Origin of the sequence: Nocardia aurantia, assembly GCF_009604425.1 — a bacterium.
GTDB classification, from domain to species: domain Bacteria; phylum Actinomycetota; class Actinomycetes; order Mycobacteriales; family Mycobacteriaceae; genus Nocardia; species Nocardia aurantia.
The window spans coordinates 88,231-107,669 of the sequence record NZ_WEGI01000009.1 but is presented as its reverse complement, the minus strand read 5'-3'; the positions used below and the strand labels follow the sequence as shown (position 1 = coordinate 107,669).

General features: G+C 69.9%; 18 protein-coding genes. 5 read left to right on the top strand and 13 right to left on the bottom strand.

All coding sequences use genetic code 11. The features are described 5' to 3' along the window. Positions 1 to 4 precede the first annotated feature (4 nt). The 7 genes from NRB56_RS20640 to typA form a co-directional block, all read right to left on the bottom strand. Entirely contained in the window at positions 5 to 379 is a 375-nt protein-coding gene (locus NRB56_RS20640) for a DUF742 domain-containing protein (protein WP_153344667.1), read from the bottom strand. Continuing rightward, positions 376 to 2,436, bottom strand: coding sequence for a sensor histidine kinase (locus tag NRB56_RS20635; RefSeq protein WP_227838087.1), 2,061 nt, complete (start codon positions 2,434 to 2,436; stop codon positions 376 to 378). Before NRB56_RS20635 ends, NRB56_RS20640 begins: the two co-directional genes overlap by 4 nt. Positions 2,437 to 2,606: 170 nt before the next feature. Next, complete coding sequence (locus NRB56_RS20630; RefSeq protein ID WP_319943276.1) at positions 2,607 to 3,017, bottom strand: hypothetical protein; 411 nt, start codon at positions 3,015 to 3,017, stop codon at positions 2,607 to 2,609. After that, positions 3,014 to 3,172 (bottom strand): hypothetical protein, encoded by a 159-nt coding sequence (locus NRB56_RS38390; protein ID WP_194290922.1) that lies wholly within the window; start codon positions 3,170 to 3,172, stop codon positions 3,014 to 3,016. The genes NRB56_RS20630 and NRB56_RS38390 overlap by 4 nt, the downstream gene beginning before the upstream one ends. Before the next feature lie 13 nt (positions 3,173 to 3,185). Beyond that, positions 3,186 to 4,097: an N-acetyl-1-D-myo-inositol-2-amino-2-deoxy-alpha-D-glucopyranoside deacetylase gene (gene mshB, locus NRB56_RS20625; protein WP_319943275.1), complete on the bottom strand. Its 912-nt coding sequence runs from the start codon at positions 4,095 to 4,097 to the stop codon at positions 3,186 to 3,188. Continuing rightward, positions 4,094 to 5,845, bottom strand: coding sequence for an ABC transporter family substrate-binding protein (locus NRB56_RS20620; protein WP_194290936.1), 1,752 nt, complete (start codon positions 5,843 to 5,845; stop codon positions 4,094 to 4,096). The genes mshB and NRB56_RS20620 overlap by 4 nt, the downstream gene beginning before the upstream one ends. Before the next feature lie 149 nt (positions 5,846 to 5,994). Next, complete coding sequence (typA, locus tag NRB56_RS20615; protein WP_319943274.1) at positions 5,995 to 7,896, bottom strand: translational GTPase TypA; 1,902 nt, start codon at positions 7,894 to 7,896, stop codon at positions 5,995 to 5,997. Between the two features lie 179 nt (positions 7,897 to 8,075). Between typA and NRB56_RS20610 the strand changes: the two genes are divergently transcribed. Beyond that, positions 8,076 to 8,372, top strand: coding sequence for a 4a-hydroxytetrahydrobiopterin dehydratase (locus NRB56_RS20610; RefSeq protein WP_153344661.1), 297 nt, complete (start codon positions 8,076 to 8,078; stop codon positions 8,370 to 8,372). Here the strand turns inward: NRB56_RS20610 and NRB56_RS20605 are convergent. Beyond that, complete coding sequence (locus NRB56_RS20605) at positions 8,311 to 9,615, bottom strand: mannosyltransferase (protein WP_153344659.1); 1,305 nt, start codon at positions 9,613 to 9,615, stop codon at positions 8,311 to 8,313. The two genes, NRB56_RS20610 and NRB56_RS20605, sit on opposite strands and share 62 nt — an antisense overlap. A gap of 264 nt (positions 9,616 to 9,879) precedes the next feature. Here NRB56_RS20605 and NRB56_RS20600 point away from each other — a divergent pair, with 264 nt between their 5' ends. Together NRB56_RS20600 and NRB56_RS20595 are read left to right on the top strand one after the other, a co-directional pair. After that, complete coding sequence (locus tag NRB56_RS20600) at positions 9,880 to 10,683, top strand: Rv1157c family protein (protein WP_319943273.1); 804 nt, start codon at positions 9,880 to 9,882, stop codon at positions 10,681 to 10,683. 115 nt (positions 10,684 to 10,798) lie between these two features. Further along, complete coding sequence (locus tag NRB56_RS20595) at positions 10,799 to 11,176, top strand: hypothetical protein (protein WP_227838085.1); 378 nt, start codon at positions 10,799 to 10,801, stop codon at positions 11,174 to 11,176. A gap of 7 nt (positions 11,177 to 11,183) precedes the next feature. Here NRB56_RS20595 and NRB56_RS20590 read toward each other — a convergent pair whose 3' ends face one another. The 5 genes from NRB56_RS20590 to NRB56_RS20570 all read right to left on the bottom strand — a co-directional run bounded on the left by NRB56_RS20590 (position 11,184) and on the right by NRB56_RS20570 (position 16,962). After that, positions 11,184 to 11,921, bottom strand: coding sequence for a DUF1906 domain-containing protein (locus NRB56_RS20590; RefSeq protein WP_153344657.1), 738 nt, complete (start codon positions 11,919 to 11,921; stop codon positions 11,184 to 11,186). A 587-nt stretch (positions 11,922 to 12,508) separates the two neighbouring features. Then, a complete protein-coding gene (locus NRB56_RS20585) occupies positions 12,509 to 13,633 on the bottom strand; it encodes a hypothetical protein (RefSeq protein WP_153344655.1) in 1,125 nt (374 codons plus the stop codon). A 287-nt stretch (positions 13,634 to 13,920) separates the two neighbouring features. Next, positions 13,921 to 14,496 carry a hypothetical protein gene (locus tag NRB56_RS20580; RefSeq protein ID WP_153344653.1) on the bottom strand — a complete coding sequence of 192 codons (576 nt, stop codon included), beginning with the start codon at positions 14,494 to 14,496 and terminating at the stop codon, positions 13,921 to 13,923. A gap of 174 nt (positions 14,497 to 14,670) precedes the next feature. Beyond that, positions 14,671 to 15,339, bottom strand: a complete 669-nt coding sequence (locus NRB56_RS20575) for a GNAT family N-acetyltransferase (RefSeq protein ID WP_319943272.1) — start codon at positions 15,337 to 15,339, stop codon at positions 14,671 to 14,673. 669 nt (positions 15,340 to 16,008) lie between these two features. Further along, a complete protein-coding gene (locus NRB56_RS20570) occupies positions 16,009 to 16,962 on the bottom strand; it encodes a helix-turn-helix transcriptional regulator (RefSeq protein ID WP_319943271.1) in 954 nt (317 codons plus the stop codon). Between the two features lie 102 nt (positions 16,963 to 17,064). Between NRB56_RS20570 and NRB56_RS20565 the strand changes: the two genes are divergently transcribed. After that, positions 17,065 to 17,688, top strand: coding sequence for a TIGR03086 family metal-binding protein (locus tag NRB56_RS20565; protein ID WP_153344651.1), 624 nt, complete (start codon positions 17,065 to 17,067; stop codon positions 17,686 to 17,688). Between the two features lie 180 nt (positions 17,689 to 17,868). Beyond that, positions 17,869 to 19,422, top strand: coding sequence for a serine/threonine-protein kinase (locus NRB56_RS20560; RefSeq protein ID WP_319943270.1), 1,554 nt, complete (start codon positions 17,869 to 17,871; stop codon positions 19,420 to 19,422). The last annotated feature ends 17 nt before the right edge of the window (positions 19,423 to 19,439 follow it).

The window sequence follows — 19,439 nt, the reverse complement described above, 5'->3', positions numbered from 1 at the left end:
GGCCTCACAGGCTCCGGATGCCATTCAGGATCGCTTGCAGCAGTACGACATCGGCCCCCGCCTCGGTCGCGGCGGGGGCCCGTGCCACCAGCTTGCCGTCCTCGACGAGGTCGCCCACCAGCACCTTCGTCATGGCCAGCGGCAGCCGGACCTGCGCGGAGACCTCGGCGATCGACTGCGGGGTGCGGCACAGCTCGACGATCGCCACATACTCCGGCTCGGTGCGCCGCACCCGCACCGGCATCCGGGAATCCACCACGCGGGTGAGCATGTTCAGCTCCGCCCGCGAGGTCCGGCCCCGGCCGCGGGTCACGGCGTAGAGGCGGACCAGCGGTCCCGCCTCCTCGTCGAACCAGGCCTCGTCGTCGGGGTGACTCATCTCCCGCGATCCTGATACTCCACGGGCTCCGCCTGCGACTCGAGCAGCCGCGGCCGCGGCGGGCGGCCGTTCTCGGCGAGCGCCATCGGTTGCAGCCCGGCCGAATTCGCGTCGATCAGGTGGCGCGGAATCAGTACGATCACCCGCACCCCACCGTAGTCGGATTCGCCGAGATTCACCGAAACATTGTGCCGGGCAGCGAGTTTGGCGACCACGAACAGACCCAGCCGGGTGTCACCGGACACCGCGGCCACACTGAACTCCGGTGGGTGCGAGAGCAATTCGTTGCGAGCCGCCAGGTCCGGCGCCGGCATGCCCAGGCCCTGATCGGAGATCTCCACCGCCAGACCGCGACCGACCACCGTCGCCGACAGGTCGACCCGTGCGGGCGGCGGCGAGAAGGCGGTCGCGTTGTCGACGAGTTCGGCCAGCAGATGGATGAGGTCGGCGACCGCGTCGCCCGCGATCCGCACGTCGGGCACCCGCCCGATCTGACAGCGGGCGTAGTCGAGACCCTCCGCCACGGCCGAGCGGATCACATCGAGCAGCGGCACGGGTTTACGCCAGCGCCGGCCCGGCTGCCCGCCGCCGAGGATGATCAGGTTCTCGGCGTTGCGCCGGGCGCGGGTGGCCAGATGGTCGAGCTCGAACAGCAACTCCAGCTGATCGGCGTCCTCCTCCTTGCGCTCGGCCCGGTCGAGCAGGGCGAGCTGCCGGTGCACCACGACCTGACTGCGCTGCGCGATGTTGAGGAACACCGCGTTGAAACCCGCCCGGGTCTCCGCCTCCGCCACCGCCGCGGCCACCGCGGCGACATGGGCGCGGTTGAACGCGTCGGCCACCTCACCGAGTTCGTCGGTGCCGAAATCCAGCCGGGACACCTCGGCGTCCGGATCGACGTGTTCGCCGCGGCGCAGCCGCTCCATCAGCCCGGGTAGCCGCTCGCCGGCCAATTCCAGGGTGTGACCGTGCAGCCGGCGCATCCGCGCCACGAATCTGTTGGCCAGCAGCAGCGCCGCGAGCAGCGCCGCCAGCGCGACCACCAGCACGGCCGCGCCGCCGGCCAGCGAGTTGTTCGCCTGCCGGGCACTGTCGGCCCGGGCGATGGCCTGCGCGTCGTGGCTCTGGTCCTCCCACAGTTTCAGCAGACCGGCACCCACCTGGGCGGAGGCGTTCTGCCAGGCGGCCGTGCTCAGCGGCAGCCCGGGTTTGCCCGTTCTGGTTGTGCCGGAACGGGAATCGTCGCCGTCGGCGGTGACCGGCCCGCGCAGCGACAACGCGTCCTGCATCGAGAACACCTGCTGCCAGGCGGCGCCACCGGTGATCGCTTTCAACTGGTCCAGCCGCTGCCCTTTGAGCACGGTCGCCGCATAGGCGGCCGCGCTGCGGAATTCGCCGACGTAGCCGTTGAATTCGATGAGCTGGGCCGGTGTCAGCTCGCCGCGGACGAGGGCCACCGTGCCCAGCGTGTCCGCCTTCGACATCGCTTCCGCCGCGTGCAGGGGATGCACACCGAAGCTCAGCGCCATCGCCACGCCGGCGCTCGGCGCCACCCGCGCGGCGAGTATCGAGGCGCTGGCGATCGTATCGATCACCCCGGTGAAGAATGCGACGACCTGATCCGGGGGCACCAGCCGGGAGTCCACGCCGGTCCGAATCTGCGGCACCATGGTGAACAGCTGCTGGTAGCCCGCGATCTCGTCCTGGGAGCTCTCGGGATTCAATTTCTTCGCGTCGTCGCCCTTGGCGATGATGGTGGCCAGCGCTTCGTCGGAACGCTGCCGGGCCGCGGCCAGTCCCCCCGGGTCCGGACTGCCGCCGAGTTGCAGCAGCGACAGCCGGCGTTCCTCCTCGAAGGCCTTGACCATCAGGACTGCCGGGGTGGTCGTACTGCTGGCCAGCTCGGCCCAATTCTTCGCCGCGCTACCGGATCTCACCAGATAGCCGGCCGCGGCGACACCCAGCACCAGCAACGTGACGCTGGAAATGGCCACGATCGCCAGCAGTCGCACGCGGACGCTGACCCGGCCCCGGATGCCCCGCTCTCCGCCAGACATCGACATACCCCTCACTGGCCGAAGAATCTCAGCCCAACTTATGAGCGTGCGCGCGGCAGAGTCGGCACGTGCTTCGCTTGCTGGAGAAGGGTAACGAAGACAGGCCAGTTATTCCGGCCAATCTGGAAAAAGCGACACCGGAGATCTTCCCGCTACCGCAGAATGCGCGATTACATACGCGGGCGTAGGAAGGTGCGCCGGAACAGCACGAACCCGGCCGGGACCAGACCGCACGCCAGCAGCAGCGGGGCCGTCCAGCTGTCGACGAGCAGGATGTCGCCGCCGGGCCCGGTGGTGGAGCACACCAGGAATCCGAGCAGCCACGCCACCAGCGGCAACGACAGCGCCGCGGGCCGCGTCGCCACGGTGGCCATACCACGCACCAGCAGTACGTTCACGAAGGCCGCCACCAGCGCGCTGATCGGGAACGGCGTGCCGCCGAGGTAGCTGGGCAGGAACAGCACCTCCAGCACCAGCGTCAGCAGGCCGTCGAACACCAGCACCCCGGCCAGCAGCGCACCGAGCAGCGCCCAGGCCCGCAGCGCGCCGGCCCCCTGCGGCCGATCGACGGTGGCCGTCACGAGACCGGCGGGTAGCCGAGCAGGGTCAGCAGCTGACTCTGCGCATCCGCGAGACCGTAGAGCGCCGACATGTACTGGTCGTGCTGCGACTGCCAGAACGGCCGCTGGCTCTCGACGAACGCGACGATCGCATCCTGCAGGCTCCAGTTGTACATGTCGGTCAGTCTCTCATTCCGCCACGGCATCGCCCGGGGAACCCGGCAATCCGGCGAACAGATCACGTTCGCGGCCGTCGGGACCGGCCGGACCCGGGCGGCCGCGCACCAGCGTGTAATGCTCCTCCGGCAGGATCGGCTGGGCGATGTCGTTGGACAGCGCGAAGGCCCGATCCGACGGCGCGACGCTCACCTGGGTGGCGTGCGCGCGCAGCGCGGCGCACTTGGCGGGCAGCACCGCCGCGATGTCGATCACCGTGGTGACGGATCCGCTCGGGACACAAGCCAATTCGCCGGGCGGCGGCAGCCGCCAGCCGTCCGGAAGATTCGCCGCATCGCGGACCATCGCGTCGATGTGACGTTGCAGCACACCATCATCGACGACCGACCAATACAGTTTCGGTACGTCCCAGCCGTTCCCGGCGGCCGTCTCCACCGCATCCATCGTGATCCGGTGGGCGCGAAGATGATCCGGATGCCCGTAGCCGCCCCGGGGGTCATAGCACACCACCACGTCCGGCCGCCGCTCCAGCAGCACCGCGGCCAGGGCCTCGACCGCCGCGGGGCCGGAATGCACGAAAGCGCGTGGATGCCGGGCGGATTCGGCCTCCCGCGGCGCTGCCGTGGTGCCGGACATCCCCGAATCCCGCCAGTGCCCGGCACCGCCCAGGAAGTACGGCTGCGCCACTCCCAATTCGGCCAGCGCCCCGGCCAATTCGCCGATTCGGTAACCGCCCAGCTGGTCCGCGCGGTCGCTGACCAGTTCGGCCCAGCGCGGCCCGATCACCTCGCCCTCCTCGCCGAGGGTGCAGGTCACCACCGTCACCGGGACACCCCGGCGGCGGTAGTGCGCGATGGTGCCGCCGGTGCCGATGGTCTCGTCGTCCGGGTGCGCGTGCACCAGCAGCAGACCGCCGGTGGTCACGACAGCCGTCGCCAGGTGGCCGCTCCGCCGAAGATGCCGACCTGGATCGCGCCGTTCAGTGAGACGCCGTCCACCCGCGGACCGGCCGCGGCGACCCCGTTGTCCTGCATGATCGGCAGTACGGTCGCCAGCTCCCACAACCGTGGTTCGGCGTCGGCGATCACCTTGGGCGCGTTCTGGCCGCGCAGGGCGCCGTCCGTCGCCGGTTGCAGCGCCGGATCGCAGACCCCGGAGATGTTGGCCGGCGCCTTGCGGGCCGCCTCCACCGCCGCGGAGTCCTCGTTCCCGGGCAGTGACGCCGGCGGGCAGCCGTAGCGGGAGGCCAGCACCGTGGCCGCGTCCTCCCCGGCGCGTTCCCAGCCCACGATCGCGTCGACGGTGCCGTCCAGCAGATCCTTGCCGTACAGCTCGTCGGCGGGCAGGCTGCGCACGGTCGCGTCGATACCCGCGCTGCGCAGCTGATCGGCCGCCGTGTTGGCGACCGCGAGCGTGCTCGGATCCTTGTCGACCGCGGCCAGCCGGATGCTCAGCGTCCGGCCGTTCTTGGCGATCGGCCGCGGCTGCGGCGCCGGCGAGGTGGTGGTGTTACCGGCCGGCGCCTGCTCCGGCGCCCGCCCGAATCCGGCCTCGTTGAGCAGGGTGAACACCTCGTCGAGGCTGGGCCGCGGCGGCGCGGTCGGCGCGTAGCCGGGATCCGACGGGGTCAGCACCTGGGCCCGCACCGGATCCACCCAGGACCCGGTCTGCGCGCCGACGGTGGCCAGCAGCACCGGATCCAGCAGGCCCAGCACGGCCCGCCGCACCCGGGCGTCGGAAAGGTCACCGGTACGCCCGTTGAGGGACAGTTGCATGACCCGGGCCTGCGGCATGGTCGCGGTCCGCACCGACGGGATCGCGGCCAGCTGGGCCTGGGTCGCCACCCCACCGTGCACCAGTGCCATCTGGGTGTCGCCGGACCGCAGCGATTCGGCCAGCTGCGCGGCGGTACCGCCGCGCCGCAACAGGATCTGGTCCGGCACCGCGGGCGTCCCCCAGTACCGGTCGTTGCGCTCGAGCAGGATCTCCTCCCGCCCGGCGTCGGCCTGCTTCACCCGGAACTGCCCGCCGGAGATCGGGTTCTGATCGATCAGCCCGCGATCGACGGTCAGCGACCGCTGGAATCCGCCCGGCGAATCCTTCAGCAGATGCGAGGGCAGCAGATCGATGAACAGTTGCCGCCAGGCCGGGTACTCGTGGGCCAGCACGACGGTCACCGTCTTGCCGCCCTCGGACGAGGTGATATCGGAGATCAGCCGGTAACCGGCCGGATCCACGACACCCGGCTGCGTGATCATCTGCTGCCACAGGTACCGGAAATCCTCCGCCGCGATGGGTGCGCCGTCGGACCAGGAGGCCTGGTTCTGGATCTTGTAGGTCACCGTGAACGGCTCCTGCGCGGTGACGTCCGCCGATGTCAGCAGCGCGGTGTCGGGCACCCAGTCGGTGGCCCCGGCCGGCGCGCCCGGCACCGCCGAGGGCACCGGCTTGAACGGGCTCGGGAACACCAGCGAGGCGACCGCGTTGGTCGCCGGCGACTGATTCGAGCGCAGATGCGGGTTCAGCCCGATGCCGATGTCGTCCACGGCGACGACCACCGTGCTCTTGGTCGGCTTCGCCGGCGTGGTCTTCGGGCTGTCGGTGCTCTCGATCGGCGGCGGCGGATTCGCCGTGCATCCGGTCAGCACCACCACCGATGCCGCCAGCGACATCGTCAGCACCCGCAGCAGTCGCGGCACCCCCGCCGCTCTGCGGTTCAGGCCATACAAGCAATCGCCCCTGACATTGATCACAGGTCCTGCGTGAGTACCGCCCGGCAGGGACGACCCGTACTCACGAAAATCTTGCCGCCCGTACGTTACTACGCGCCCGTCGCCGCGCGATCACGCGCTTTGCGGCGGGACAGCTCCCGGCCGCGCTCGGTGGCATTGAGGATGACCTTGCGCACCCGCACGATCTGCGGGGTGACCTCGACGCATTCGTCGACGGCACAGAACTCCATCGCGCTCTCGAGATCGAGCTGCAGCGGCTTGGCCAGCGTCTCGAGCACGTCACCGGTGGCCGACCGCATATTGGTCAGCTTCTTCTCGCGGGTGACGTTGATGTCGAGGTCCTCCGCACGGGGATTGATGCCCACCACGTGGCCCTCGTAGGTGTCCGCACCCGGCTCGACGAAGAACTGACCGCGGTCGGCGAGCTGGATCATCGCGAACGGGGTCACCGAGCCGGCCCGGTCGGAGACCAGCGAGCCGGTGTGCCGGGCGCGGATCTCGCCGGCCCAGGGCGCGTACCCGTTGAACACGGCGTTGGCGATGCCGGTGCCGCGGGTCTCGGTGAGGAAGTCGGTGCGGAAGCCGATCAGGCCGCGCGAGGGGACGATGAACTCCATCCGCACCCACCCCGCGGAGTGATTGCTCATCTGGACCATCTTGCCCTTGCGGGCGGCCAGCAGCTGGGTGACGGCGCCCAGGTACTCGTCGGGGCAGTCGATGGTCAGTTCCTCGAACGGCTCGTGGATCTTGCCGTCGACGGTCCGGGTGACCACCTGCGGCTTGCCGACGGTCAGCTCGAAACCCTCGCGGCGCATCTGCTCGACCAGGATGGCCAGCGCCAGCTCACCACGCCCCTGCACCTCCCAGGCGTCCGGCCGGCCGATGTCGAGCACCCGCAGCGAGACGTTGCCGACCAGCTCCTGGTCCAGCCGCGCCTTCACCATGCGGGCGGTCAGCTTGTGCCCCTGCACCCGGCCGACCAGCGGCGAGGTGTTGGTGCCGATGGTGACCGAGATGGCCGGCTCGTCGACGGTGATCCGCGGCAGCGCGACCGGATTCTCCACGTCGGCGAGGGTGTCGCCGATCATGATCTCCGGGATGCCCGCGATCGCGACGATATCGCCCGCGACCGCCTCCTCCCCCGGCTTGCGCTCGACACCGATGGTCTGCAGCAGTTCGGTGATGCGGACGGTCTTCACGCCGTCGCCGTGCATCCACGCCACGTTCGAGCCCTTGCGCAGGGTGCCGTTGTGGATGCGGACCAGGCCGATGCGGCCCAGGAACGGCGAGGCGTCGAGGTTGGTGACATGCGCCTGCAGCGGCGCGTCCTTGTCGCCCTTCGGCGCCGGGATGTACTTCAGCAGCACCTCGAACAGCTCGTCGAGGTTCTCCGCGTCGGGGGCGTTGCCGTTCTCGGGCTTGGTGGTGGACGCCTTGCCCTCGCGGCCGGAGGCGTACAGGACCGGCAGGTCCAGCGCCAGCTCGGCGGCCTCGGAGGCCTCGTCGTCCAGGTCGGAGGCCAGATCGAGCAGCAGGTCGTGGCTCTCCTCGACAACCTCCTCGATGCGGGCGTCGGGCCGGTCGGTCTTGTTGACGACCAGGATCACCGGCAGCGACGCGGCTAGCGCCTTGCGCAGCACGAACCGGGTCTGCGGCAGCGGGCCCTCGGAGGCATCGACCAGCAGCACGACACCGTCGACCATGGACAGCCCGCGCTCGACCTCACCGCCGAAGTCGGCGTGGCCGGGGGTATCGATCACGTTGATCACGGTGACGCTGCCGTCGGCGTGGTGCCGATGCACGGCGGTGTTCTTGGCGAGAATGGTGATGCCCTTCTCGCGCTCGAGGTCACCGGAGTCCATCACCCGGTCGACGACCTCGGCCCGTTCGGCGAACGCGCCGGACTGCTTGAGCATGGCATCGACCAGCGTCGTCTTGCCGTGGTCTACGTGAGCCACAATGGCGACATTGCGGAACTCGACAGACGACACGTTGGATCCTCCTGGCTGAAGTAACTTGGGCGGCCCACCCTCCTCGGCGAGGGTCCTCGAACAAGACAGGTGGATACATCGCACCGGGCATGCGGCCAGCTACACAGTACCGAAATGCCGCGGGCCGTCCTCGCGCGCACCCGCGCATCGGTCTCGTCCAGCGGGGTAGAACCAGGGATATGAGTACCGCACAGCTGACCGACGAGGAAATCACCGCCGCCCTGACCGACCTGCCCGAGTGGACCCGGTCCGGCGACAGCATCACCCGGACCGTCGAGGCCGCGACCTTCCTGGCGGGTATCGGACTGGTCACCCGGGTGGCCACCGCCGCCGAGGCGGCCGACCATCATCCCGACATCGACATCCGCTGGCGCCGGGTCACTTTCACCCTGTCGACGCATTCCGTCGGCGGTCTCACCCGGCTGGATGTGCTGCTGGCTCACGAGATAGATCTGCTGGCCGGTCAGTCGGCGTGACGGCCCGGCCGCGTCCCGCGCGGATCAGCCACCCGAAGAGGACCAGCACGCCGATCACGTCGACCGCGCCCAGCCACGCCAGCACGGCCGGCCGGGGGATGGTCCAGATCGAGGGCTGCGCGAACGACAGCACCCACGGCACCCCGATCAGCATCGTGACCAGCCAGTATCCCGCCAGCAGCCGCGCACCACGGACCGCCCGCAGCGGTCCGTACAGCAGCCACAGGATCAGCGGCAACAACCACACCCAGTGATGCGACCAGGAGATCGGCGACACCATCAGCCCGAACAGCTGCACCACCAGCAGCGTGCCGAGCCGATCGTCCGATCCGACCGCACGCCAGGCGAACACCGCCAGCACCGCCACCACCGCGATCCCACCCAGCCACCACGGCCCCTCCGGGATCCGATGCCCGTGCAGATACCAGGGGGCGCCCGCGTCCCGGCCCAGGATGCGCGACAGGGCGCCGCGCAGTGACTGATTCCACACCGAGCCGACCGGGCCGATCCGGTTGGCGTCGCCGATCAGCGGGCCGAAATAGGTGCGGGTCTCGGCGGGGCTGATCAGCAGGCTCACCCCGACGGTGCCCGCGAAGACCGCGGCGGCCCACACCGCGCTCGCCCAGCGGCGCTGGGTCAGGAAATAGAGGCCGGTGACCGCCGGGGTCAGTTTGATCCCCGCCGCCGCGCCGACCAGCAGCCCGGACAGCCACCACAGCGAGCTGTACGCGGCGAGGATCGCCGCCAGCACCAGGAAGACGTTGACCTGCCCGTAGTCCAGCGTCGTACGCACCGGCTCCAGCCAGAGCCCGACCGCGGTCCAGGCCACCGCGGCGGTCCGCCAACTCTCGGTTTGCGCTCGCTCGCCGACCAGCATCGTCAGGCAGATCCGCACCACCGCGTACAGCGCTGCCGCGGTCAGCAGCGTCCAGCCCACCGCGACCGCTGTGAACGGCAGCCAATGCAAGGGGTAGAACACGATCGCCGCGAACGGCGGATACGTGAAAGGCAACGGGAAATCGGGAGTCTTGTCGGCGTAGGTGAAATCGTAGAGATGACCGGTGCCGAGCTCGTGTGCGCCGTTGACGTACACGTGCAAGTCGACCACGTTGATGCCGTTGGGCGACAGCAGCATCCACAACAGCCTGGCCAGCACCGACAGAGCCAGCGCGGCGATCGCGAGGCGTCCGCGGTTTCCGCCGGTGAGGTGGGTACCGGCAAGGAGTCGAGTCACGGCGCGCATGCTTTCGGATCGGGTGACAGGCGAGCACAACACTAGCGACCCGGCAGGCACCGGCCGTTGCGGCCCCGGCCCGTTACGAAACATTTGCCTCGGCATTCACTCCGGTAACGGAACGGTGGGATAGGTTCCGATACCCGAAGGCAATCATTCACGGACGTCGTGTCGCAGCTGTACAACCCGGTATCGATTTCCCTAGAGTGTCGCGAAAGTGATGCGGGCAGTATCACTTCCGGTGAGGACTCCGAGGTAAGGACGGCAACACCAGTGCTTCGCACCCGAGGTATTTCCGTATCCGTGCTGGCCGCCGCGGTCGGCGTCACCCTCGCGTGCGCGCCGGCCGCGGTCGCCGCGCCCACGCCTGCGCCGCAGACCCCGATGGCGGCGGCCGTCTCCGATCCGGTGCCGATGGTGCCGGAGGGCGTGCCGATCGACGCGCTCGCCTCCCTGGTGCCCGCGATCGTCGGCGCCATCGCCACCGGGCACACCGCCGGCGCGATCGCCTCGCCGGGGCAGCAGGCCATCCTCGATCAGGCCCGGACGGTGCTGGCGGGCGCACCGCTGCCGCCGCAGGTGAAGCAGAGTTTGCAGGGCGTCATCACCTTCCTGGACGGCAGTGGGGGCGGCGGGCCGGCCGTGCCGTACGACGGGCCGGCGTTCGCGCAGTTCCTCTATCCGTCCATCGGGCGCGGATGCATCGGGCCGCAGAGTGATTCGGTCGCCACCGCACTCGCCGTGCCCGGGCCGGCGGATCTGCCGCTGCCCGGGCCGCAGTCGGGGCAGACCGGATTCGTGCTGACGGCGCTCGGCACCCACGGGCCCACGCCTGTGCAGAATCCGCTGATGACGGTTCAGTGGCTGAACCTCGATACCGGGCGTACGGGCATTGTCCCGCTGACCGACGAACTGCACATCAATCCGGACGGTCCGGCTACTTTGTCGGCCATCGCGGATACGGGGCGGGGGCGGGTGGTGGCGGTCGTTGCGGGGTCGCTGACCACCGCGGTCGCAGACGAGGCGCCGATCACCTGCTCGTTCATCCCTACCATGGGATTTTTCATGGTGAATTGAGCTCGGCGGGTTCGCGGGGGGTCGCGAATGGATCTGTTGCGGGGAGTGTTTCGGTTCGGGGGCTTGCTCGGTGGTGAGGTGGTTCGGGTCGCGGGGGTGTGGTAGACCGGGGTTTATGGCGACTGCTGAGAAGACATGTGTCGACAAGGCCCGGTCCCACTCGTACCGATCCATCCGTTCGCGCGGGTCGAGTCGGTCCATCCTGTCGACCCGGTCCAGTCGATCGATCCTGTCGATTCGTTCCGAGGGGTCGATTCTGTCGATCGGGTCCGCGTATTCGGTGCTGTCGATCGCCTCGGTGGGGTCGATGCTGTCTGTCGGGTCGGTGGGGTCGTTCTTCAGTGTGGGATCGGCTCTTTCGGGGCTGTCACGCTGGTCGTTGTTGTCGTGGCTGGGTAACCGTGGGGTCCCGGAGGGCCGGCCGGCCCTCCGGGTGGTTCCCGACGACGAGCCGGATCTCCGGCGCGATCTCACGTTCCACAGCCAGACCTAGCGGAGCGTTACCACTGGCCGTATTGCGGGGTCAGGATCGAGTTGACGTCGACCGCTATTCCGTCCACCGAGCGACGATCGATCTCGAACTGGTGCAGATGAGCGGCCGGGTGCACGTAGCCGGTGGGCGTGCCCCAATTGTGTTGCCAGAACCACGTTCCCAGGCCGGCGTTGCGGGCCCAGTCGATGGTCGGCGAGTTCGCGTAGACGCCGAGACGTTGCGGGCCGACCACCGACTGCCAACCCAGCAGATACGGCACGATCTGCTCGCCGAACTCCTCGGCGGTCGGGTTGTCGTCGATGGACACGTAGAGGGGGGCGGAGTCCGGGCCGCCGGCGGCCCGATGGAGGGTCACTCCTCGATCTCCGTGCCGCTTACCGGCTTCCAGGCCGCCGCGCCAGTCGGCGGTCGGTCCCTTGCCGAACTGGTAGTTGGACACGATGGACAGGCCCGCTGACCGCAGCGCGTCGACCTCGCGCGCCTGCAACGGTTTTCCCTCCATCCATTCCGCTCCCGGCCGGCGGTCCGAGACGTAGCGGATCACGCCGGTGTGGCCGGCATCGCGGATCGCGTCGGCGTCGGGCACGCCACCCGCGTAATCGAGCAGTGTGCCGAGCGATTCGGCCTCGGCGATCTGGGCGTCCTCCACCGACAGGCCGACCATGGTCAGCGTCGTGGCGCCCGCGGTCGCCAGCGCGGCGCCGTACCCCAGCAGAGTGCGGCGCGTGAGTGCGCGCGGATGCATCGCGCTCCTTCCCGTGGGCACCCCGGCCCACCTCGAGCTACAGCGGAATAGGTGCGAGTAACAACGAGATTCAGCGCGGACGGTCGGCCGTCCGGAATGCGGTGCGACGAGCGATACTGCGTGGCGAATCGGAACACGTTGTGCGGCAACAGCGCGCGACGAATCGCGCGGCAACGAACACCGCACGCGGGGGCGGAACCAGTGCTGTGAGCGGCGAGCACGACGTACGAAATGGCTGTGCCGGAACTGAATTCGATGAGCGAGTGGCGCGCGAGTTGTGCGACCTCGACTGCGGCGAACGGGAGTGCGGGCGAGCAGCGGAGCCGACGAGCGGTGGGGCTCACGGACCGGGGTCGACGCGAGGGAACCGGAAGCGAACCCGGCGCGCCTTCCCCGGCGACACAGCCGTGCCGCCTGCGCGCCGGGAGCCTGCAAAATGCGGACTTATTCCACCACATTCACAACGGAACCGCCAGGAACACAGGGCTCAACAACAACACGCGTCACGCCGGGCGGCCGCCCACGACCCCTCTCCCCGAACCGGTGCCCAGGCGATGTCCGTGCCGGCGCTGGGGATGGCGCGCGGTTCAGTCCGTCGCGGCCGCTATCCGTTCGGCGACGTCGATGGTGCGGAAAGACAGGTCCGCCAATTCCTCTCGCACGACGGCGGCCACCCGGACGGCGAGTTGGCCGCGGACGCCGCCGAGCACGCCGAGCGCCTTGGCACGCCAGGTCAGCGGCCGCAGGTTCACCTCGATCTCGTCCGGCGCGGGTGGGGGCACGTCGACGACGATGAGCAGCGGCTCGGCCGCGCGGGCGATCAGGACCAGCGAGATGGTGAGATCGGCGCGATATCGGTTGGCCACCAGTGCGTCGATGGTGAGATCGAGTTCGACCGGCAGCGTCAGGTCGAAGGAGACCGGATCCTCGCCGGGTCGCGGTGTCACCCGCGGCATCCGGATCACGCCGCTGGCCTGCACGGTGGCCGCCGAACCGGGCCCGGTCCGCATCGGGCCGACCTCGATGACCCGGCCGGCCAGACCCTCCACGACCTCGCGCACCCGGTCGGCGGTGACGATGCGGGGGAAGAACCGGCGGCCGAACTCGTCGTAGCCGATCCACTCCAGCCGCGGCGGTAGTTGTGGCCGGGACCTGCGGCCGTCGAGGATGGCCACGATGTCGAAGAGCCGGGCGCGCCTGGTCTGCGGATCGTCGAGCATGCCGTTGACCCGCGCGGCGACCTCGCGCTGCACCAGCACGGTGATCGGTTCCAGCAGCAGCGCGAGCACGCCGCCGATGGCCTGCGCGCGGACGGTGAAACCGACGTCGCCGGGCTCGACCGGCGGGATGTCGATGACGATCAGCAGCGGATCCGCGGCGCGGGCGTGCAGTGTCAACGCGATGTCGACGATCGCCTCCACCCGGAACTGCTGGCCGCCGAGGGTGATGGTGACGAGCAGGCTGGCCGGTAGTCGCACCCCGAACTCGACCTGCGGGCCGCCGCGCACGATCACGGGCTTACCGACCTTGCCCTCGGCGACGAAACCGGCGAGCGGTCCCACCGAGAACGGGCCGATGGTGATGCCCCGGCCGGTCATGTCGGCGACCGCGGCCTCGATACGTTCGGGTGTCACCGCCTCGGCGATGAAGCGGGCACCGAAGTCGGCGTAATCGATCCAGACGAGCCGAGCCTGCCCGGCGGACTGTCGCATGGGCTCCCGAACCTCACTGTGTCGGACAGGGGATACACGCTCGAGCGCAGAAACACGGAAAACGGAGCCCTGTCCTGCCGATGAGGGGGCAGCAGGACAGGGTCCGCGACGGCGGCGCTGCCGGGCGCCGCCGGGTACATCGTAGGGTGTGATGCCCGTCGGGCACCCTCCCCCACCGGTAGCAGCCTCCCGCCCGCGTGGCGGAACGCTCACAACCGACCGAACCGACCATACCCGGTGCGGCACCTCGGAGGTAACGGTGAATTTCGACGCGTCCCGGCTGCGGGTCAGGCGAGCGCGGTCCGAACGGCGAGCCACCCGCCCGCCGGATCGGCGTAGCCGTGGTACATCAGCGGGATGCGTTGATCGACGCCGAAATAGCGATATATCGCCAGCATCGCCTGCCTGATCGAATAATCCTGGAAGTCATCGATGCGGCGCGGCCCGACCGGACGTTCCGGCAGCAGCGCCAGCCGGGTCAGTTCGGCGGCGTCGGCCAGATCGAGGCCCAGCGGGCCGTCACCGATGTAGTGGTCGTGAAAGATCGTGCGCACACCGGAACCGCGGAACGGGTCGCCCGCCCGCGCCGAGGGTGATCGCGGCCGGGTGGCGGACGGCATCATCCGCACCCGCGCCCCCGGCAGGCTGCGTTCCTGCAGGGCGGCCACCAGGCCGGGATCGGCGGCCGGGACGCCCTCGGTCACCGGCGCCTGCTCGAGCAGGTGCAGCATCGACGCCCCGCGGACCCGGGGTTCGGGGACGAGGAAGACACTCACCATCGGCTCGCTGTGCGCGGAATCGGTGAGACAGATCCTGAGGCGCGTGGGCCCGCCGCGGATCGGATCGTGCATCGGGTCGGTCATGCGGATCTCCTCGGCATGCGGGCCGCCGGAGCGGTCCGTCCCGCGAATCGTGCCTGCGCGGAACCCGGACAGAGGCGAGAACCGACGGTCGAATCACCGCCGTATGCCGGGCACCGGGGCCGTGGGGACACCCTCGTGTCCGACCGTTGCCCTGTCGATTGTAGTCGGGCGCGATCAGGCGTTCAGCAGCCTGGAACTCGACGCGGCCAGCTGCTCCGCGATGGTGCCGCGCACGACGGGCCACTCCTCGTCGAGGATCGAGTAGAACGCGGTGCTGCGCACCTCGCCGTCGAGCCCGCGCGAATGTGCCCGCCGCACCCCGTCGCTGGTCGCGCCGAGCCGCTCGATGGCGATGCGGGAGCGCAGATTGCGCACATCGGCGCGCATGGCGATGCGCCGCACCCGCCAGACCTCGAAGGCGTGTTGCAACAACAGCAGTTTCGATTCCAGATTGACACCGGTACCGCGTGCCCGCGGCGACAGCCAGGTGTTGCCGATCTCGGCGGCATCCGGAATGGCGAGCACCGGATCGCCGACCGGCAGGCCGTGCACGATGGGCCAGACCATCGGCCCCTGCCAGTAGTCGAATCGGGTGAACCGGGTGGAACCCAGCACCCGATCGTCGGCCGTCGCGATCATCGCGAAGGCCAGCGCGGTGCCGGCCATATGGTCGGTCATCGCCTGCGCGACATAGGCGGCCGACTCGTCCGGGCCGTGTGGCACGGGCGTGAAGGCGTACACCTCACGCTCCGTGGCACCCGCCTCGGCGAGCCCCGGAACATGATGTGGCGCAAGGGGTTCCAGTCGCACGTGGCGACCGGTGAGAGTAACGGGTGCAGGCACGTTTCCCTCGAGCTTTCGCGGACGGTCTCCGGCGACGTCGGGTGGGTGCCGCCGGCTACAACCCCTCCGGAACGACCTACCAGCCCTGGCGCGCCAGCAGCAGCATCGGATAGTGAGGTGAACGATAACGGAACTGCTGCCATCGCCGGTGCAGGCGACGTGTAAATTCCCAGCATACCTTCGCGTGTCGCGCGGCGGGTCGTGCAAATCCATTGTGGCGAGGCTGTGACCCGCGCTTTCCGCACAAGATCAAGGAGACGTTAAATCCGCTTTCACCGGGCGATTACGTCTTGACGAGAGCGCCCCGGCGAGGCATCCTCCGCGCACCGCGGCACCCGATCGCACCCACCCACCGCCGACCGGGCACCGGGCTCTCTGCGCAATTCCAGCAACCATCCAGTTCGGACCGCACGGAGAACATCGCGTGGCCCACCGATGAATACCCGGCCGGAACCATCGGCACGTCGGAGCCGGAACCGACTTCCCTTCCGGGACAACCGGATAACTCTCCCATCGATGCCCCGGCCGGTTTCGCGAGGTTCGCCGGATTGCCGGCCGGACGCTGACACCGCGCCGGATCGCCACCGCGAGGGCCTCGCGCCGACGTTGTCGGGGCCGAAAACACCTCGGCGACAACAACCTCGGCGGGACCATACGCCCGCTGCCCGCTCAGCAATCGGCCACCGCGTCGGTGTACCGCCGGGCCAGAGTGCGGATGTGCGCCACCAGGTCCGGCGGTCCGTCGACGCGGAAGTCCATCATCAGCATGCTCAGATAGATCGCGATCGTCTCCAGGGTGTCCGCCCCGGTGATCAGCAGGCAGCTGGCGTCGTCGACCGGCTCGACCACCCCGACCGTCGGATTGATCCGGGCCAGGACCGTCTCGGCGGGCGCGAGCACGGTGATCCGGGCGTGCACTCGCCAACCGGCGGAGGCGATTTCGCGGAGCACGAACGCGGTGAGGTCGTCCTCCGGCAGCGCGCGGGCGGCGAAATGCTCGGCGCCCGGTTCCACCCGAGCCGGCGCGGCCGCGGGCAGGGCCCGCCAGGCGTGCGAATTGCGATCGTAGGCAACCAGATACCAGCGCCGTTGCCAGCTGATCAGCCGATACGGCTCGATCGGGTCGCCGTCGAGGAACAGCACCCGGCCCGCCCGGATGGCCTCCGCGAGAACGGTCAGCCGCTGCGCCGGCACCGGCGCGTCCGGCTCCACCGAACCGGTCACCGCCGGTCCGATATCGGTGGCCGACCGCAGCGCCGACACCTTGCGCTGCAACCGTTTCGGCATGATCCGTTGCAGTTTCGCCAGGGCCCGCGCGATGCTGTGATCGATATCGGAGACACCGAGGGAACCGTCCTCGGCGAGCCCGGCGGCCACCGCGATCGCCACGGCCTCGTCGTCGTCCAGTAGCAACGGCGGCATGGTGCTGCCCTGTCCGAGCCGATAACCACCGGCCGAACCCCGCCCGGCGTGCACCGGATACCCGAGTTCCCGCAGCCGCGCGATGTCCTGCCGCAGCGTGCGATCGCTGACCCCCAGCCGTTCGGCCAGCTCCGGACCCGTGTGGGTGCGGTCCTGCAACAGCGACAGCAGCCGCAGCGCACGCGTTGTGGTGGAGCTCACATCCGAACCTTTCGTGACCGGTTGCCATCAGGAAGAGATCCTTCCTGATGCCCCCGTAGATTCAATCACAACGGAAGCGAAACACACTGAAGGGCAACGAAAATGAGCATCACCACCACCCAGGACAACTCGGCCGCCGCTACCCTCGCCCCGGTCTGGCGCGACGTCCTCGCCACCTCACTGCGGGCACTGACCGAGGTGGTCGCCGAGGTCGGCCCGGAGCAGGGTGAACTGGCCACGCCGTGCGCGGAATGGACTGTCACCCAGGTGATCCAGCACGCCGCCGCCGATCAGCTGGCGTACGCCCAGGCCCTGGGAGTCGGCACCGGACCGGCCTACGACCCGTTCGCACCGTCGGGCGCCCTGGACGTCCCGGCCACCGAACTGGCCGCCGCGGCGGTCGCGGAGAGCGCCGCGGCGTGGGCCACCGTCGCCGGCGGCACCGAGACGGTCCCGACCCCGCTGCCGCACGGCGACCTGCCCACCCCGGTCGCCGGAGTGCTCTGCGCGCTGGACGCCGCCGCGCACGCCTGGGACATCGCCGTCGCGATCGGCCGCCCGTCCCCGCTGACCGAGGACCTGGCCGCGGCGCTGCTGCTCGCCGCCGAGGGCGTGATCGAGCCGCTGCGCCAGTGGGGCGCCTACGCTCCCGTCGTCGAGGGTGAATCCGGTGACACCACAGTCGATCAGCTGCTGCGGTACCTGGGCCGCATTCCCCGGCGCTGAGCCCACCGCCGGCGCCGGCGGGCGAATCACCGCGTCGCTTCGTGGCCGGCACGGGGATCCGCCCGCGGCCGCGCCGACGAGTTCCGTCCGGCGGCGACACCGGCCACCCGCGGCGGCATCGTGACCGATTCACCGGCACCAGGTCTCGCGCGCGGACCGCGCAACCCATAGGCTTCCGCCGTGGAAACCGGGCGGACAACGGTCGACGGGCGTTTCGAGTTGATCGAACCGCTCGGCAGTGGCGGCATGGGAACGGTTTGGCGAGCTTACGATCTCGCCCTGCATCGCGAGGTGGCGCTGAAGGAGGTGCGCCCCGCCGAGGGCGACGCCCGGCAACGCGAGCGGGTACTGCGCGAGGCCCGGGCGCTGGCCCGGATCAACCATCGCAATGTGGTGGCGATCCACCACATCGTCGACACCCCCGCGGAGCAATTCCCCTGGATCGTGATGGAACTGGTCCGCGGCCGCTCCCTCTCCGATCATCTCGCCCTCGGCCCGATGCATCCGGTGCGGGCCGCGCAGATCGGGCGCGGCCTGCTCGCCGGACTGCGGGCCGCGCACGCCGTCGGCGTCCTGCACCGCGACATCAAACCCGCGAATGTGCTGATGCGCGAGGATGATTCACCGGTCCTCACCGATTTCGGCATCGCCGCGATGGAGGGCAACGACGGCCTCACCTCCACCGGTGTGGTGATCGGCTCATTGGATTACCTGGCGCCGGAACGACTCTCGGGCATCGAGGGCAATCCCGCCTCCGATCTGTGGTCGCTGGGCATGCTGCTGTTCACCGCGGTCGAGGGCTACCAGCCGATGCACCGCGAGACCTCCGTGGCCACCCTCGCGGCGATCATGCAGGGCGTCGTACCCCCCGCCCGGCACGCCGGCCCGCTGTCCCAGACGCTGCAGGCGCTGCTGGTGACCGACCCGGACCACCGGCCCCCGGCCGAGGTGGTGGATCACCTGCTGGCCCACGCCGCCCAGGGCTCGATGACCCCCGTACCCCTGCCGCATCCCCCCGGCGCCCCCACCATCGCCACCCGGCCGACCGCCCCCGCCCGGACATCGTCGCCGGCCCGCCGCGGTGTCCTGGTCGGCGGCTCCCTCGTGCTGGTCGCCGCCGTCGCGACCGCGGCGGTACTGCTGTGGCCGCGGACCGGCTCCGGCAACGCCGCGGAGGCCCAGCCGAGCACGACCGTCACGGCCGAGTCGGGCGACACCGACACCACCGACACCGACAGCCCCACCACCACCTCGGCCGCCCCCACCAGCGCGGCCCGCGGCAACCAGACCACCGGCGAACTGCTCACCCCCAACGGTATCCGGGCCGCGATCTCCGCCCTCGAAAAGGCCACCGGCGGACAGCAATTCACCGAGACCACAATCTATCCGGCCTTCGTGAACACCGGTGCCCCACTGCGGGATCAGCCCAAACTCTACGACGAGTACACCTACCGCAACGGCAAGGCCACCCGCTCCGGCGCGGGCGGCGAACTGAGCGACAAGACGGTGGCGCTGCGCTCGATCAACTGGGACATCCTCCCCGCCCTGCTCGACGCCGCCCAGTCGCAACTCGGCGTCCCGCACCCCACCAACCGCTACATCATCGTCGACCCGCAGTGGACGTTCAACGACGACAAGCCGACGCTCCGCGTCTACCTCAGCGACGACTACGGCGGCGCGTACCTGGCAGCGGACGTCGACGGCACGGTGGTCTCGACGGTGCCGCGCAAGTGACCCGGTAGACTCCCACT

Excerpts from the sequence above, each read along its gene's own strand:
- NRB56_RS38390 (WP_194290922.1), bottom strand. The coding sequence starts at position 3,172 with ATGTACAACTGGAGCCTGCAGGATGCGATCGTCGCGTTCGTCGAGAGC.
- NRB56_RS20580 (WP_153344653.1), bottom strand. The coding sequence starts at position 14,496 with ATGACCGACCCGATGCACGATCCGATCCGCGGCGGGCCCACGCGCCTC.
- NRB56_RS20635 (WP_227838087.1), bottom strand. The coding sequence starts at position 2,436 with ATGTCTGGCGGAGAGCGGGGCATCCGGGGCCGGGTCAGCGTCCGCGTG.
- NRB56_RS20640 (WP_153344667.1), bottom strand. The coding sequence starts at position 379 with ATGAGTCACCCCGACGACGAGGCCTGGTTCGACGAGGAGGCGGGACCG.
- NRB56_RS20605 (WP_153344659.1), bottom strand. The coding sequence starts at position 9,615 with ATGCGCGCCGTGACTCGACTCCTTGCCGGTACCCACCTCACCGGCGGA.
- NRB56_RS20585 (WP_153344655.1), bottom strand. The coding sequence starts at position 13,633 with ATGCGACAGTCCGCCGGGCAGGCTCGGCTCGTCTGGATCGATTACGCC.
- NRB56_RS20590 (WP_153344657.1), bottom strand. The coding sequence starts at position 11,921 with ATGCATCCGCGCGCACTCACGCGCCGCACTCTGCTGGGGTACGGCGCC.
- NRB56_RS20610 (WP_153344661.1), top strand. The coding sequence starts at position 8,076 with ATGAGTACCGCACAGCTGACCGACGAGGAAATCACCGCCGCCCTGACC.
- NRB56_RS20565 (WP_153344651.1), top strand. The coding sequence starts at position 17,065 with ATGAGCATCACCACCACCCAGGACAACTCGGCCGCCGCTACCCTCGCC.
- NRB56_RS20595 (WP_227838085.1), top strand. The coding sequence starts at position 10,799 with ATGGCGACTGCTGAGAAGACATGTGTCGACAAGGCCCGGTCCCACTCG.
- NRB56_RS20620 (WP_194290936.1), bottom strand. The coding sequence starts at position 5,845 with ATGTCGCTGGCGGCATCGGTGGTGGTGCTGACCGGATGCACGGCGAAT.